This window comes from Streptomyces speibonae (genome assembly GCF_984686075.1).
In genome coordinates this window covers 770,089-786,812 of record NZ_OZ480260.1, presented here as the reverse complement: position 1 = coordinate 786,812, position 16,724 = coordinate 770,089, and the positions used below count along the sequence as shown (strand labels likewise).

1 protein-coding gene and 1 pseudogene are annotated in these 16,724 nt (G+C 72.9%); both read right to left on the bottom strand.

What is annotated here, in order from left to right; translation table 11 throughout:
* Positions 1–35: 35 nt before the first annotated feature.
* A pseudogene (locus AC5L3C_RS03265) lies at positions 36–6,107 on the bottom strand (type I polyketide synthase); the annotation flags it as partial.
* Positions 6,108–6,167: 60 nt separating this feature from the next.
* Positions 6,168–16,721 (bottom strand): SDR family NAD(P)-dependent oxidoreductase, encoded by a 10,554-nt coding sequence (locus tag AC5L3C_RS03260; RefSeq protein ID WP_493646760.1) that lies wholly within the window; start codon positions 16,719–16,721, stop codon positions 6,168–6,170.
* Positions 16,722–16,724: the final 3 nt, after the last annotated feature.

Here is a 16,724-nt window from a genome sequence, read left to right as displayed (position 1 = left end):
CGGTGCCCTTGGCCGCCGTCAGCGGGCACTCCCCGTCATGCGGCCCGATCCTCCCGCAGCGTGCGGGAAAGCCAGTCCTGGACGAGTGTCGCTGTCGCGTCGGCGTGTTCCTCCAGCATGGAGAAGTGGTTGCCCGGCGTGTCCGCGACGGTGCACTCGGTCGGCCAGGAGGGCTGCCACGCCCGCCCGTCCGCACCGCCCGGCGTCGGCTCGCCCGCTCGGACGAGCAGGGTGGGTGCCGAGAGCTCAGCCGGCTGCCAGTGCCGCAGCAGCCGGTAGTAGGCACCCATCGCGGTCAGCCGGTCGTCGCTCATGGGGGCCTTGGACCGTTGGTGTCCCCGGACGGCGTCGGCGACGCCGTCCAGCAGGCCGTCCAGCGCCCGGTCCTCGAAGGTGAACGCGTCCAGCAGTACCACCGCCGCCGGGACGGTTCCCCGCTGTTCGAGCCGGCCGGCGACGGCGTGCGCGATGTTGCCGCCGGAGGAATGGCCCAGCAGCACAAAGGGTGCGTCGCCGGCGGCCCGCAGTACGGACCGGGCGTGCAGGTCGGCGAGGGCTTCCATGCTGTCGGGCAGCGGCTGGCCGTGGACGAACCCCGGTTCGGCGAGCGCGGACAGCTCGCGCCTGCCACGGAAGGTCGCCGCGAACCGTGCGTACTGGTGCGGGCCCGCGGTGGCCAGTACCGAGGGCAGACAGATGACACCGGTCGGCAGCCCGCCCTCGGCCAGCCGCAGCGGGCGCGCGGCCGGATGGGCGCCGACGCCGAAGGTGGGCCGGAACAGCGAGGCACTCTCCAGCACGTTCAGGAACTCGGCGAACCTGCCCTGCCCGCAGGCATGGTCCAACAGGCTCGTCAACGTGCTCGCCGGTTCGTCGTCGGCCGGAACCGGCTCGGCTTCGTCGTCCGGGGACAACGCCGGCTCACGGTTCAGGTGACCGGCCAACCGGCGAGGCGTGGAGTGTTCGAACAGGACGGTGCTGGGCATCCGCAGGCCGCTCGCCGCGACCAGCCGGTTGCGCAGATCGACGGTGGTCAGCGAGTCGAACCCCATTTCCAGGAACTCATGGTCCTCGCCCACGGCCTCGGGTGAGCCGTAGCCCAGCACCCGCGTGACCTGCTCGCGCACCAGGGTCAGCAGTACCTCTTCCCGCTCGGCGTCCGAGCGGCCGGCGAGCCGGCGGCTCAGCGACCGGGCATCCGTGGCCCCGGTACCGGATGCCGTACTGCGGCGCATCGGCGTACGCACCACGCCGCGAAGCAACGGTGGCAGCCCGTCGGCCCGCGCCCGCATCCGCAGCTCGGCGAAGTCCAGCCGGACCGGCGCCACCATCGCGTCGTTCTGTGCGACCGCGAGGTCGAACAACTCCATGCCCTCCGAAGCGGTGATGGGGACCATCCCGGAACGGCCCAGCCGAGCCGTGCGGGCCGAGTCCAGCGTGCCGAGCATCGCGCTCGCGACGTCGCCCCACAGTCCCCAGGCGATCGACGTCGCGGGAAGGCCGTGTGCCCTGCGCTGCCGGGCAAGCGCGTCCAGGAACGCGTTGGCGGCCGCGTACGCGCCCTGACCCGCGCTGCCGATCAGGCCGGCCGCCGACGAGAACAGCACGAACGCCGACAACGGCGTGCCCGCCGTCAGGTCGTGCAGGTTCAGAGCCGCGTCGACCTTGGGCCGCAGCACCCGGTCCACCTGATCAGCGGTGAGAGAGCTGAGCGTCGCGTCGTCGAGGACGCCCGCGGAGTGCACGACCGCGGTCAGCGGATGCCCGGCGGGAATGGCGTCGAGCACCGCGGCCAGTTGCTGCCGGTCGGCGGCGTCACAGGCGGTGATCACGACCTCTGCGCCGAGCGCGGCCAGCTCGGTGATGATCCCGGCTGCGTCGGGCGCCCGCAGACCCCTGCGACTGAGCAGCAGCAGATGGCGGACGCCGTGCTGCTGGACCAGATGCCGGGCGACCGTCCGGCCCAGTCCGCCGGTGCCGCCGGTGATCAGCACGGTGCCCCGGGAATCCAGGCCCGGCAGCGGATCGCCGTCGGGGTCGAGTGGCAGCCGGTTCAGCCGCGGGGCGTGCAGCACGCCGTCCCGCAACGCCAATTGAGGTTCGTCCGCCCCGAGGGCCGACGCGACGACCTCCTCGACCGCGCCGGGATCGTCCACATCCACCAGGACGAATCGATCCGGATGTTCCATCTGGACGGACCGCATGAGTCCACCCACGGCGGCATGCACCGGATCGGGCACGGAGTCACCGTCCACGTGGACGGCTCCCCGGGTCACGAGCACCAGCCGGCTGCGGGCGAAGCGGTCGTCCGCCAGCCAGGACCGCGTGAGGTCGCTCACCCCGGCCAGCGCGGTACGCGTGGCGGCGGCCAGGTCCGCGTCACCGGTCGGCCGACACGCGGCCACGACCGCGTCGGGGACCTCCAGCCCGCCGTCCATGGCCTCGCCGAGCGCCGCCAGGCCGGGGAACGGCCCATCCGCATCCAGCACCACCCGGTGCGGATGGCCGCTCCTGCGGGACACCCTGGTCCAGCGCACCCCGAACAGCGAGTCGTGCCGCCGGAGCCGAGCCCTGCGCAGTTCGTCCGCGCCGACCTCGCGCAGCGCGAGCGAGCCGATGGACGCGACGGGCCGACCGGCCGCGTCGGCGACCTCGAGCGAGACCGCTCCCGACGCCAGCGGCGTCAGCCGCACCCGCAACGCCGACGCCCCCCGCGCGTGCAACCGGATTCCGTTCCACGAGAACACCAGGGGATAGGACCCCTCCGGGCCCGCGGTCATGTCGCGGGGGCCCACGCCCACCGCGTGCAGCGCGGCATCCAGCAGGGCGGGGTGCACGCCGAACCGTTCGGCGGCCTCCCGCTGGTCGTCGGGGATCACCACCTCGGCGAAGACGTCGTCGCCGTGCCGCCAGCCCGACCTCAGGCCCTGGAAGGCCGGCCCGTACTCGTAGCCCAGGGTGGCGAAGAGGTCGTAGAGCTGGTCGACCGGCAGCGGTTCGCTGCCGGGCGGCGGCCACATCGCGAGGTCGAACCCGGCGGGCCGGCCGGAGCGGCCGAGCGACCCGGTGGCGTTGAGCGTCCACGGCTGCCCCGGCTCGGCGTCGTCGGCCCGGGAGTGGACATGGACGCTCCGGGACCCGGCCCCGTCGGGCTCGCCGACCACGAGCTGGAACTGCATGGCGCGCTCCTCGGTGAGCACGAGGGGTTCACCGATGACCAGTTCCTCGACCACGTCGCACCCGACGTGGTCAGCGGCACGCATGGTCAGTTCCAAGAAGCCCGTGCCGGGGAACAGGACCGTGCCGATGAGCGCGTGATAGGCCAGCCACGGCTGCGCCCGCAGCGACAGCCGGCCGGTGAACACCACCCCGGCGCCGTCCCCCAGCTCCACCGCGGCGGTCAGCAGCGGGTGGTCGAGCGGGGTCAGTCCGGCAGCCCCCAGGTCCGCGACCGGGGACGACCCGGTCGTCGGCCAGTGGCGTTCTCGCTGGAAGGCGTAGGTGGGCAGGTCGACGACATGGGCGGGGGGCAGGGTGGTGGCCCAGTCCACCGTGGCGCCGCGCACGTAGGCGTCGGCCAGGGCTCCGAGGAAGGTCGCCCGGTCGCCGTGATCACGGCGCAGCGAGCCGACCACCGTCGCCGTGCTGTCCAGTTCGTCGAGCGTGTCCTGGACGGCCGAGGTGAGGACGGGGTGCGGGCTGACTTCGATGAACATCGTGTGGCCCTGCTCGGCGAGCGCGCGGACGGCCGCTTCGAAACGCACCGGTTCGCGCATGTTGCGGTACCAGTACCGGGCGTCCATCGGCTCGGTGAGCCAGTCGGCGGTGACGGTCGAGAAGAACGGAACGCCCGCCGCCCGCGGGGAGACGGGAGCCAGGTCGCTCAGCAGTTCGTCGCGGAGCCGCTCGACGTGCGCGCAGTGCGATGCGACCCCCGCCGCGATGAGCTTGGCGCGGGGGACGGCCGCGAGCACCGTCTCCAGGCCGTCCGGGTCACCGGCCACCACGACCGAGCCGGGCCCGTTGTAGGCGGCGATGGACACACCGGCGGGGAGCATGTCGCCCACCTCTCCGGCGGGCAACGGCACGGAGACGATGCCCCCCTTGCCGGCCAGCGTCCTCAGCGCCCGCGACCGCAGGACCACCACCCGCATGGCGTCCTCGAGCGACAGCACCCCGGCGACGCAGGCGGCGGCCACCTCGCCCTGCGAATGGCCGACGACGGCAGCGGGCTCCACGCCGTGCGAGCGCCACAGCGCGGCCAGCGACACCATGACGGAGAAGAGCACGGGTTGTACGACGTCGATGCCCGCCAGCGCGTCGCTGTCGGTGAGCATGTCGCGCAGCGGACGGTCCGTGTAGGCCCTCAGCGCCCGGTCGCACTCGTCCATCCGCTGGGCGAAGGCGGGGCTGGTGTCCCACAACTCGGTCGCCATGCCGGCCCACTGCGAGCCCTGGCCCGGGAAGACGAAGACCGCCTCGGCCGCTGCCCTGGCCACACCGGTGCGGCCGGCTCCGTCGGCGATCTCGCCCAGACCGTGCAGGAACTCGTCGTGATCGGTGGCGACGACCGCGGCCCGGTGGGGGAATGCCGCCCGTGACGTGACCAGCGAGTGGGCCACGTCCACCGCGGCCGGCTCGGGACGGGCCGCGACGTGGTCGCGCAGCCGCGCGGCCTGTTCCCGCAGAGCGGATTCGGACTTGGCGGACAGCACCCAGCAGGCCGTGCCCGCCGGTGCGGAGGGCTCGGCGGGCACGGTCGGTGCCTGCTCGACGATCACATGTGCGTTGGTGCCGCTGATGCCGAACGAGGAGACGCCGGCCCGTCGCGGCCGGTCGTTCCGCGGCCATGGCACGGCTTCGGTGAGCAGCCGCACCGCGCCGGACGACCAGTCCACCTTCGGCGACGGGCGGTCGACGTGCAGGGTCGCGGGCAGCATGTTGTTGCGCAGCGCCAGCACCATCTTGATCACACCGGCCACGCCGGCGGCGGCCTGCGTGTGGCCGATGTTGGACTTCACCGAACCGAGCCACAACGGCTGTTCGCGGTCCTGGCCGTACGTCGCCAGCAGTGCCTGGGCCTCGATCGGATCGCCCAGAGCGGTGCCGGTTCCGTGCGCTTCCACCGCGTCCACATCGGCCGGTGAAAGTCCGGCGTCGTCGAGCGCCATGCGGATGACGCGCTGCTGGGAGGGGCCGTGGGGCGCCGTGAGCCCGCTGCTCGCACCGTCCTGGTTCACCGCGGAACCGCGCAGCACCGCCAGTACCCGGTGGCCGTTGCGTCGTGCCTCGGACAGGCGCTCCAGCAGCACCACGCCGACGCCTTCGGCCCACCCCGTGCCGTCCGCCGCCGCGGCGAACGCCTTGGTCCGGCCGTCGGGGGCGAGTACTTTCTGCCGTGCGAACTCGACGAGGGGACCCGGCCCGGCCATCACCGACACCCCTCCGGCCAACGCCAGCGAGCACTCGCCCCGGCGCAGTGCCTGTGCCGCCAGATGAAGGGCCACCAGGGAGGCGGAACACGCGGTGTCGACGGTGATCGCCGGCCCTTCGAAGCCGAGCGTGTAGGCGATCCGGCCGGAGATGACACTGGAGGTGCTGCCGGTGGCCAGAAGGCCTTCCAGCTCCGGTGGAGTGGGGTGCCGGCGAAAGCCGTACCCCTGGTCGGCGGCCCCCATGAAGACGCCCGTGTCGCTGCCCCGTATGCCGGTCGGGTCGATGCCCGCTCGTTCGAACGCTTCCCACGAGACCTCCAGCGCCAGCCTCTGCTGGGGATCCATCGCGGTGGCCTCACGGGGCGAGATCCCGAAGAAGCCGGCGTCGAACTCGGTGGCGCCGGTCAGAAAGGCGGCTTCCTGGACGTACGTCGTGCCCGGGCGGTCGGCGTCCGGCGAGTACAGGCCGTCCAGATCCCAGCCGCGGTCGTCGGGGAACGGTGAAAGGGCATCGCGTCCCTCGGCGAGCAGGTCCCACAGCTGCTCCCCGCTGGTCACTCCGCCGGGCAGGCGACAGCCCATGCCGATGATGGCCAGGGGTTCCCGGGCGGCCTCGGTGAGTTTCCTGTTCTCCTGCCGCAGTTTCTCGTTCGTCTTCAAAGACGCCCGCAGCGCTTCGGTGATCTTCTGGTCGGGCCGCTTCGTCATCGTTCTCTCCCAGGTGCGGACAGGTCACAGGTCGGAGTCGTCCAGCGCCAGCCGGACCAGGTCGTCGAGATCCATTGCGTCGATGGCTGTCGACTCGGTTTCCTCGACCGCGCTTTCGGACCGGTCGTCGGCGGGGCACAGCCGTGTCCGCAGATGCCCGGCCAGGGCCGAGGGCGTGGGGCAGTCGAAGATCACCGTGGCGGCCAGACGCACCCCGGTCGTCGTGCCCAGGCGGTTGCGCAGCTCCAGCGCGGTCAGCGAGTCGATGCCCAGGTCGAGGAAGCCGCGCTGGACGTCCACCGCGTCGGCCGAGGAGTGGCCGAGCACCGCTGCCGTCTCCGTGCACACCAGATCGAGCAGCAGCCGGTCCCCCGCGGCGTCGTCCAGACCGGCCAGCCGCCGTGTCAGGTCCGCTCCGTCGGCCCCACCGGACGCGGGGCGGGCCGCCGCGCCGGTGCGGGGACGGACGATGCCGCGCAGCATCGACGGCAGCGTGCCGTCGTCCGCCGCGTCCCGAAGAGCCGCGGTGTTCAGCCGGACGGGCAGCACCAGAGCGCTGTCTGCACCCAGGGCGGCATCGAACAGGGCCAGGCCCTGTGCCACGGACAGGGGTTCGAGGCCGCCCCGGCTGACCCGGACGTGGTCGGTGATGTCCAGGTGGCGGGTCATGCCCTGGTCGGCCGTCCACGGGCCCCAGGCGAGGGACTGCGCGGCCAGACCGTCGGCCCTGCGGTGCCGGGCAAAGGCGTCCAGGAAGGCGTTGGCGGCCGCGTAGTTGCCCTGACCCGGCCCACCGAGGACGCCGGCCACCGAGGAACACAGCACGAACGCGGCCAGGTCCCTGTCCTTGGTCAACTCGTGCAGGTTGACCGTGCCCCGCACCTTGGCCCGCAGCACCGCGTCCACCTGGTCCGCCGTCAGTGCCGAGACCACCCCATCGGCCAGGAGACCGGCACTGTGCACGACCGCGGTCAGCGGGTGTTCGGCGGGCACCCTTGCCAGCGCGGCGGCCAGAGCGTCCCGATCGGCGACATCACAGGCCTCGAAGCCGACCGTCGCACCCGCTTCGACGAGGTCGGCGCGCAACTGCTCGGCGCCGTCCGCGTCGGCTCCGCTCCGGCTGACCAGCACCAGGTGCCGGACGCCGTGCTCGACCGCCAGGTGTCGCGCGATGAGCGAGCCCAGGGCTCCGGACGCCCCGGTGATCAGGACCGTGCCGGCCGGGTCGAGGCCGGGCGGCACCGTCAGCACGATCTTGCCGACGTGCTCGCCCTGGCTCATGGTGCGGAAGGCGTGTCGTGCCCGCCGCACGTCCCAGCTCCGCACGGGCAGGGGCGTGAGCCGACCGTCCGCGAACAGCGCGAGCACCTCGGCCAGCATCGCGCGGATCCGCTCGGGCCCGGCGTCCATCAGGTCGAACGCCGTGTAGTGCGCGGCCACCTCGGCCGCCGGGCGAATGTCGGCCTTGCCCATCTCCAGGAACCGGCCGCCCGGGGCCAGCAGCCGCAGGGACGTGTCGATGAATGCACCGGTGAGGGAGTTCAGCACCACGTCGACGCCCCGGCCGCCGGTCGCGTCGCGGAACCGGTCGCCGAACTCCAGCGACCGCGAGGAGGCGATGCGGTCCTGGGGTATCGAGGACCGCAGCGTGTCCCACTTGGCGGGACTCGCCGTGCCGAAGACATCGGCCCCCAGACACGTGGCCAGCTGCACCGCCGCCATGCCCACGCCGCCGGCAGCGGCGTGCACCAGCACCGACTCGCCCGGACGCACGTCCGCCAGGTCCACCAGCCCGTAGTACGCGGTCAGGAACGCCACCGGTACCGATGCCGCCCGCTCGAACGTCCAGCCGTCGGGAATCGGCGCGACCAGTCGGTGATCGGTGACCGCCGTCGGCCCGAACGCGTGCGAGAACAGCCCCAGCACCGCGTCGCCGACTGCCGGGCCGGTCGCTCCGGGGCCCACCTCCGTGACCACGCCGGCGCCCTCGACGCCGATGGTCACGTCGCCCGGATAGGCACCGAGCGTGCCCAGCACGTCTCGGAAGTTCACACCGGCCGCGCGCATGGAGACCCGGATCTCGCCCTCCGCCAGCGGCCGCCCCGCATCCGGATCGGCCACGAGGGCGAGGCCCTCCAGGGTGCCCCGGGTCCGGACGTCCAGCCGCCAGTGCGGGGTGCCCGCCGGTGGGACCAGCGCGTCGTCCCCGACGGGGGCGATCCGGGGGGCGTGGAGCACCCCCGCCCGCAGCGCCAGCTGCGGCTCGCCGACGGCGAGCACCGAGGGCAGATGCTCCCGCACGGCATCGGGACCGTCCGCCTCGAGCAACACGAACCGGCCGGGGTGCTCGGTCTGCGCGGACCGGATCAGCCCCCACACGCCGGCATGCACCAAGTCGTCGGCGCCGCGTGTGACGAACACGAGCCGGCGCTCCGCGAACCGCTCGTCGGTCACCCAGGACCGCACCAGCTCCAGCGTGCGCACCACGGCATCGCGCAGCGTGGTCCCGTCGGGATCGTCCAGGCAGGACACGACGACGACGTCGGGAACGGCGCCATCGGGGGCCGGCAGGTCATCCCCCGGCGCGAGCCATGCCGGCGCGACGGGCCCGGCCTCGACGGCCGGCACCGGCACCGGCACCCAGTCCACCCCGTACAGCGGGTTCGAGCGACCGCCGGCGATCGGGCGCAGCCGTACGGACTCCACCGAGGCCACCGGCCGCCCCACGCTGTCCGTGACCGTCAGCGACACGGCGTCCGGCCCCAGCACACCGAGCCGGACACGCAGCGTGCCGGCACCCGGCCGGTGGCACGTGACGCCGCTCCAGGAGAACGGCATCACGTCCTGGTCGGGGACGCCTTCGCGCAGCGCCACGGCATGCAGCGCCGCGTCCAGCAGCGCCGGGTGCAGGGCGAAGCCGGCCGTGTCCAGCTGCACCGTGACTTCCGTGAAGATCTCCTCGTCCCGGCGCCAGGCGGCGGCCAGGCCGCGGAAGGCGGGCCCGTACGCGAAACTGCTCGCCGTCGCGATCCGGTCGTAGAGGTCGTCCACCGGGACCGGGACGGAGTCCACGGGAGGCCACTCGCCCAGGTCGGACAGCTCCGGTGCCGGGGCGACGGCCAGAGTCCCACTGGCATACCGGTTCCATGGGACGTCGGCCGTGGCCTGCTGCGGCCGTGCGTAGAGCCTCAGGGCACGGAAACCGTCGTGATCCGGCGGGTCGACCGCCAACTGGAACTGCACCGCGTCGGTGAGCACCAGAGGTGTTTCGACGGTGAGTTCGTCCACGCGGTCGCAGCCCAGTTGCCCGGCCGCCTGCAACGCCACTTCCACGAAGCCTGTGCCGGGGAACACCGCGTCGCCCGCGACCGCGTGATCGGACAGCCACGGGTGTGTCCCCGTCGAGAGGCTCCCGGTGAACAGCACCGCTCCCGTGTCGGCAACCGGCACGCGTGCGCCGATCAGCGGGTGTGGGACGCCGGCCAGTCCGGAGGCACCGAGGTCACCGGCCGGGCGGCTCCCGCGCATCCAGTAGCGCCGGTGCTGGAAGGGGTAGGTGGGCAGGTCGACCCGCTGGGCACCGGTGCCGCTGAACACCGCGGCCCAGTTCACCGGCACACCGTTCGCCCACAGCTGCGCCAGCGCGGTGATCGCGGTCCGCTGCTCGCCCCGGTCCATGCGCTGTGCCGCGACAGCAAGGGGAAACACCTCGGCGACCAGGGCCGTGAGCGTGCTGTCGGGACCGATCTCGACCATGCCGGTCACCTGGTCCGCGCGCACCGCGGCCATGGCGTCGGCGAACCGCACCGTGTCGCGCGCGTGCCGTGTCCAATAGGCGGGGTCGGTGATCTCGTCGGTGACCCGGCCACCGGTCACCGACGACACGAACGGAATGTCCGGCGGCTCGAACGACAACGTCTTGAGCACGTCGGTGAACGGGGAGAGAACCGGTTGCATCAATGCCGAGTGGAAGGCATGGCTGACCCGCAGGCGCTTGGTCCGTACGCCCAGGCCGGCGAAGTGGCCGGCGACGCGCCGTACTTCGGGCTCGGTCCCCGAGACGACGACCGACGTCTCGCCGTTCACGGCCGCGAGACTCACGTCCTCGCCCAGCAAGGGGAGCACGTCGGCCTCGGCCGCCCCGACCGCGATCATCGCTCCGCCTGCGGGCAGGGCCCCCATCAGCCGCCCCCGCGCCGCGACCAGCGCGGCCGCGTCGGGCAGGCTCAGCACACCGGCGACGTGGGCCGCCGCGATCTCGCCGACCGAATGACCGGCCACGACGTCGGGCCGCAGGCCCCACGACCGCAGCAGCCGGAACAGCGCGACCTGGAACGCGAAGAGCGCCGGCTGCGCGTTCCCGGTGTCGTCCGGCTCGGCCTGCCGTTCGAACATCGCCTCCCGCACCGCATGCCCCACCAGCGGGTCGAGTTCCTCGCAGACCTCGTCCAGTGCCGTCGCGAACACCGGAAACCGCGCGTACAGCTCACGTCCCATGCCGGTGTGCTGGGACCCCTGACCGGAGAAGACGAAGGCGAGTTTGTGCTCACGCTCAGCGACCCCGCCGCTCACCCCGGGCGTCGAACGGCTGTCGAGGAAGGCGTCGAGCGAACCGGTCAGTTCCGAGGAGTCCTCGGCGACGACGACGGCACGGTGCGGCAGCGCGGCGCGCGTCGTCGCCAGCGAGAACGCGGTGTCGAGCGGATCTCCGCCGGGATCGGCGCGGAGCGCGGCGGCCTGGTCACGGAGCGCGGCCCCGGTGTGGCCCGACACGAGGAAGGGCAACGGGCCGTGGGGAGCCCGTTGCCGGTGCTCGGCGGTGTCGCACGGGACCGACTCGAGGATCACGTGAGCGTTGGTGCCGCTGACACCGAACGAGGAGACTCCGGCACGACGCGGCCCGTCGCCGTGTTCCCACGGTGTGTTCTCCGTGAGCAGGCGCACCATGCCGGCCGTCCAGTCCACGTGGGTCGACGGGCGGTCGCTGCCGAGGCTCTTCGGCAGGACACCGTGGCGCATCGCCAGCACCGTCTTGATCAGACCGGCCACGCCGGCGGCGGCCTGGGTGTGGGCGATGTTCGACTTCACCGACCCCAGCCACAAGGGCCGGTCGCGTTCGCGGCCGTAGGTCGCGATCAGTGCCTGGGCCTCGATGGGATCGCCCAGGGTGGTGCCGGTGCCGTGCGCCTCCACGGCGTCCACGTCGCACGGTTCGAGGCCGGCGTTGGCGAGTGCCTGCCGGATCACCCGCTGCTGCGAGAGGCCGTTCGGAGCGGTCAGCCCGTTGGACGCACCGTCCTGGTTGACCGCCGATCCGCGCAGCACCGCCAGCACGGGATGGCCATGGCGTCGCGCGTCGGACAGCCGTTCCAGTACCAGCAGACCGGCGCCTTCGCCCCAGGCGGTTCCGTCGGCGGAGTCGGCGAACGGCTTGCACCGTCCGTCCGCGGCGAGGCCTCGCTGACGGGAGAACTCCACGAACACGGTGGGGGTCGACAGGACGGTGACCCCGCCGGCCAACGCCAGCGAACACTCGCCCTGCCGGAGCGACTGAGCCGCCAGGTGCAGCGCCACCAAGGACGAGGAGCAGGCGGTGTCGATGGTGACGGCGGGCCCTTCGAGACCGTAGGCGTAGGCGATGCGACCGGACACCACGCTGGCGGCATTGCCGCCGAGAAGGTAGCCCTCGACACCGCTCGGCACCTGATCGAGTCCGGTGAAGTAGTCCTGCCCGTTGGTGCCGACGAACACGCCTGCCCGGCTGCCCCGCAACGACGTCGGATCGATGCCTGCCCGCTCGAACGTCTCCCACGCCGTCTCCAGCAGCAGTCGCTGCTGCGGGTCCATCGCCAGCGCCTCACGGGGGGAGATGCCGAACAGGTCGGCGTCGAAGCCGGCCACGTCGCTCAGGAACGCCCCGTACCGCGTGGAGCTGGTGCCGGGGTGGTCCGGATCGGGGTGGTAGAGCGCTTCGGTGTCCCAGCCGCGGTCCGTGGGGAATTCGCCGACGACGTGGCCGCCGGTCACCAGCAGGTTCCAGAAGTCCTCGGGGGAGCGCACACCACCGGGGAACCGGCAGCCCATCGACACGATGGCGATCGGGTCGCCGTCGTCGGCCGGCGCGGTGACCGCGGGGACGTGTACGGCGTTGTCGGCACCGAGGAGCAACTCGCCCAGGTGATCGGCCAACGACCGGGCCGCCGGGTAGTCGAATACCACCGTGCTCGGCAGCCGGAGCCCGGTCGCCGCGTTCAGCCGCTTGCGCAGATCGAGAGCGGTCAGCGAGTCGAAACCGAGCTCGCGGAACGCCCGGTCGGCCGCGACGGCGTCCAGCTCGGAGTGGTGCAGGGCCGCGGCGGCGTGCGTGCGCACCAGCATGAGCAGCGTACGGGCGCGGTCCTCGGGTGTCTGGGTGGCCAACCGCCGTCGCAACGCGGCGGCCCGGTCCTCGGTGGGTTCCCCGGCCGAGGCGGTTCGCGCGAGCTCCGGCAGGTCGCGGGCCCAGGGCGGGAGCCCGTGTGTGTGGCTCGCCGCGACGTAGCGGTCCCAGTCCGCGTCGACGACCGCGACGGCGGATTCGTCCCGGTCCAGAACGCTCTGCAGCGCCCGCATCGCGGACGGCGGCCGCATCGGCCGCACACCGGTGTGCCGCAGCCGTTCCTCGATCACTCCACCGTCGGTGGCCAGGCCGCCCTCCGCCCAGGCTCCCCAGGCCACCGAGGTCGCGGGCAGTCCGACCGCCCGCCGCTGTTCGGCCAGCGCGTCCACGTAGGCGTTGGCCGCCGCGTAACTCGCCTGGCCCGCACTGCCCAGCACTCCCGCCACCGAAGAGAACAGCACGAACGCCGAGAGCGGCAGGTCACGCGTCAGCTCATCAAGGATCCTGGCGGCCGTGGCCTTGGGCCTGAAGACGCCCTCCAGCCGGTCGGCGTCGATCCCTTCGATGACTCCGTCGTCGAGCACGCCCGCCACGTGGAAGACGGCCGACGGCGGATGCTCGGCGATCAGCCGGGCCATCGCGTCCCGGTCGGCCGCGTCGCAGGCCGCCACGGTCACCTCGGTGCCGAGCTCGCGCAGGTGCGCGGTCAACTCCGCGGCGCCCGGGGCGGCCGCCCCCCGACGGCTGGTCAGCACCACGTGGCCGGCCCCGTGCTGGGCGAGCCAACGCGCCACGTGACCGCCCAGCACCCCGGTCCCCCCGGTGACCAGCACCGTTCCCGTGGGCCGCCAGCCGCCGGCCGGGGCGGCGGTGTCCTCGGCGACATGAACCAGCCTGCGCGCGTACACCGTGGTGCCGCGGATCGCCAGTTCGCTCTCGCCGTCGGCGCGGACCAACTGCTTCAGGACGCCGTCGCCGTAAGGCGTCGGCAGGTCGACCAGACCGCCCCAGCGCTCGGGGTGTTCCAGCCCGATGACCCGGCCCAGTCCCCACAACTGGGCCTGTTCCGGGGAGACCGGCCGGTCGGAACCGTCCACCGACACCGCGCCACGGGTCGCCAGCCACAACGGGGCGTCCAGCCCGATGTCGCCGAGCGCCTGGGCGAGAGCGACCGTGCCGACGGTGCCGGCGGTCGTACCCCGGCTGGGACGCCGGTCCAGGCCCAGCAGCGAGAGCACCCCGGCCACTCGGGGGTTCCCGGCCAGCGCCGCACGCACCTGGCGGCCGATCCGCTCGCGATCGGCGGTCGCGGTGTCGAGCACGACCCGTACCGCCGCCGGCCCGGCCCAGTCGCCGTCGTCGTCCACCGTCGACGGCAGGACCACCAGCCAGTCGCCGGCCGTCGACTCGGCGGCGGGGACCGGCCGCCACGCGACCCGGTACTGCCAACCGTCCTCCCGGGGCCGGACCGCGGCGGGGGCGGGGGAGAGCCAGAACCTCCGGTGCTGGAAGGCGTACGTGGGCAGGTCGACGCGGCGGGCGGCAGGGAAAGAGGGCGTCCAGTCCACGTCGAGTCCCCGCACGTGGGCCCCGGCCGCGTTGAGCAGGAAACGCCGCAGACCGCCATCGTTGCGTCGCAGCGTACCGAGGACGGCGGCGTCCACCCCGAGGGCCTCGACGGTGTCCTCCACACCGGTGGTGAGCACCGGGTGTCCGCTGACCTCGATGAAGAACCTGAAGCCCTGCCGGGCGAGCGCGTGGACGGCGTCCTCGAACCGAACCGTCCGGCGCAGGTTGAGATACCAGTACCCGGCGTCGACCGGCTGGTCGAGCCAATCGCCGGTGACGGTCGAGAAGAACGGCACCCGGGGCGGGCGGGGCGACAGGCCGGCGAGGGCGGTGCGCAGTTCCCCCTCGATGGCTTCGACGGAGGGGGTGTGCGAGGCGTAGTCGACCGGAACGCGGCGTGGCCGGCCTCCGGCAGCGTCGGTGACGGTGTGCAACTCGTCGAGAACGTCCAGGTCGCCTGCCACCACGACCGATCGCGGTCCGTTGACGGCCGCGACCCAGACACGGTCGCCGTGTGCCCGCAGCCGCGCCCGCACGTCGTCCACGGGCAGGGCAACGGTCATCATGCCGCCGAGTCCTGCCAGCGCGGTGGCGGCCCTGCTCCGCAGTGCGACCACCCGGGCGGCGTCGTCGAGCGACAGCGCGCCGCTGACGCAAGCGGCGGCGATCTCACCCTGCGAGTGCCCCACCACGGCGTCGGGTTCCACGCCGTAGGAGCGCCACAGTTCCGCGAGTGACACCATGAGCGCGAACAGGACGGGCTGCACGACGTCGTCCCGCTCCAGTGCCGCCTTGTCGGCGAGTACCTCACGCAGCGACCAGTCGACGTGGGCGGCCAGGGCCCGTTCGCACGCGGCCATCCGGTCCGCGAACACCGCGTTGCTGTCCCACAGTTCGGTGGCCATGCCCACCCACTGCGCACCCTGGCCGGGGAACACGAACACCGTCCTGCCGCGCACATCGGCCACGCCGGCGACCAGGTCCGGCGACGTGGTGTCGCCCCCGATGGTGCCGATGGCGTCGAGCAACTCGGCTCGGCCGGCCCCCACCGCGACGGCACGGTGCTCCGACCGGGACCGTGTGGTGGCAAGGGAGAAACCCACGTCCGCCGCCGATGACCCGGCGTGAGCGCCCAGGTGTGCGGACAGCCGGCGCGCCTGCTCGGCCAGTGCGGCCTCGGAGTGCGCCGACACCACCCAGGGAACCGGTCCGGGGAACGGGGGCCCGGGTTCCGGCTCGGCAGGCTCGGCCACGTGCTCGATGACGACGTGCGCGTTGGTGCCGCTGACTCCGAACGAGGACACTCCCGCTCGGCGTGGGCGGCCCGCGTCGTGCCATGGCCTGTTCCGGGTGAGCAGGCGTACGTTGCCGGTGGTCCAGTCGACATGAGAGGACGGCCGGCCGGCGTGCAGGGTTTGCGGCAGAGTGCCGTGGCGCATGGCCTGGACCATCTTGATGACACCGGCGACGCCGGCTGCCGCTTGCGTATGGCCGATGTTGGACTTGACCGACCCCAGCCACAGCGGATGGTCGTCGGGGCGGTTGCGGCCGTAGGTGGCGAGCAGTGCCTGCGCTTCGATCGGGTCGCCGAGCACGGTCCCGGTGCCGTGCGCCTCGACGGCGTCCACGTCGGCCACGGTCAGGCCGGCGTCGTCGAGCGCCTTGAGGATCACTCGCTCCTGGGACGGGCCGTTCGGCGCGGTCAGTCCGTTGGACGCTCCGTCCTGGTTGATCGCGGAACCCCGCACGACAGCCAGGACGGGGTGATGGTTGCGACGCGCGTCGGACAGCCGTTCCACCAGCAGGATTCCCGCGCCCTCGCCCCAGCCCGTCCCATCGGCCGCGGCGCCGAACGCCTTGCAGCGGCCGTCGGGCGACAGCCCTCGCTGCCGGGAGAACTCCACGAACATGCCCGGCGTCGACATCACGGTGACTCCGCCGACGAGGGCGAGCCCGCACTCGCCGCCGCGCAGGGCCTGCGCGGCCAGATGCAGCGCCGCGAGCGACGATGAACACGCCGTGTCCACACTGACCGCCGGACCGTGCAGGCCCAGCGTGTAGGAGACCCGGCCGGAGACCACGCTGTCGGCGCTGCCGGTGATGCCGTAACCGTCGGCGGCCTCCGGCAGGTTCCGCAGATCCGGCAAGTAGTCCTGGCCCAGAACACCGATGAACACCCCGGTGTCGCTGCCCCGAAGCGACGACGGGGCGATCCCGGCCCGCTCGATGGCCTCCCAGGAGATCTCCAGCACCAGCCGCTGCTGGGGATCGGTCGCCAACGCCTCACGCGGGCTCATACCGAACATGTCCGGGTCGAAATCGCCTACGCCGTCGAGGAATCCGCCCTGGTTGGTGGAGGACGTGCCACTGCGGTCGGGGTCCGGGTCGTACAGGGCGGCCAGGTCCCATCCCCGGTCACCGGGGAAGTCCGTGATGGCGTCGGTGCCCGCTGCGACGAGGCTCCACAGTTCTTCGGGAGTACGCACGCCGCCGGGGTAGCGACACGCCATCCCGATGATCGCGATCGGCTCCCGCGCGGCGTCCTCCAGTTCGCGGACCCGGCGCCGGGACTCCTGCAGGTCCGCGGTCGCCTTCTTCAGGTAGTCGAAGAGCTCTGATTCGGTAGCCATGAT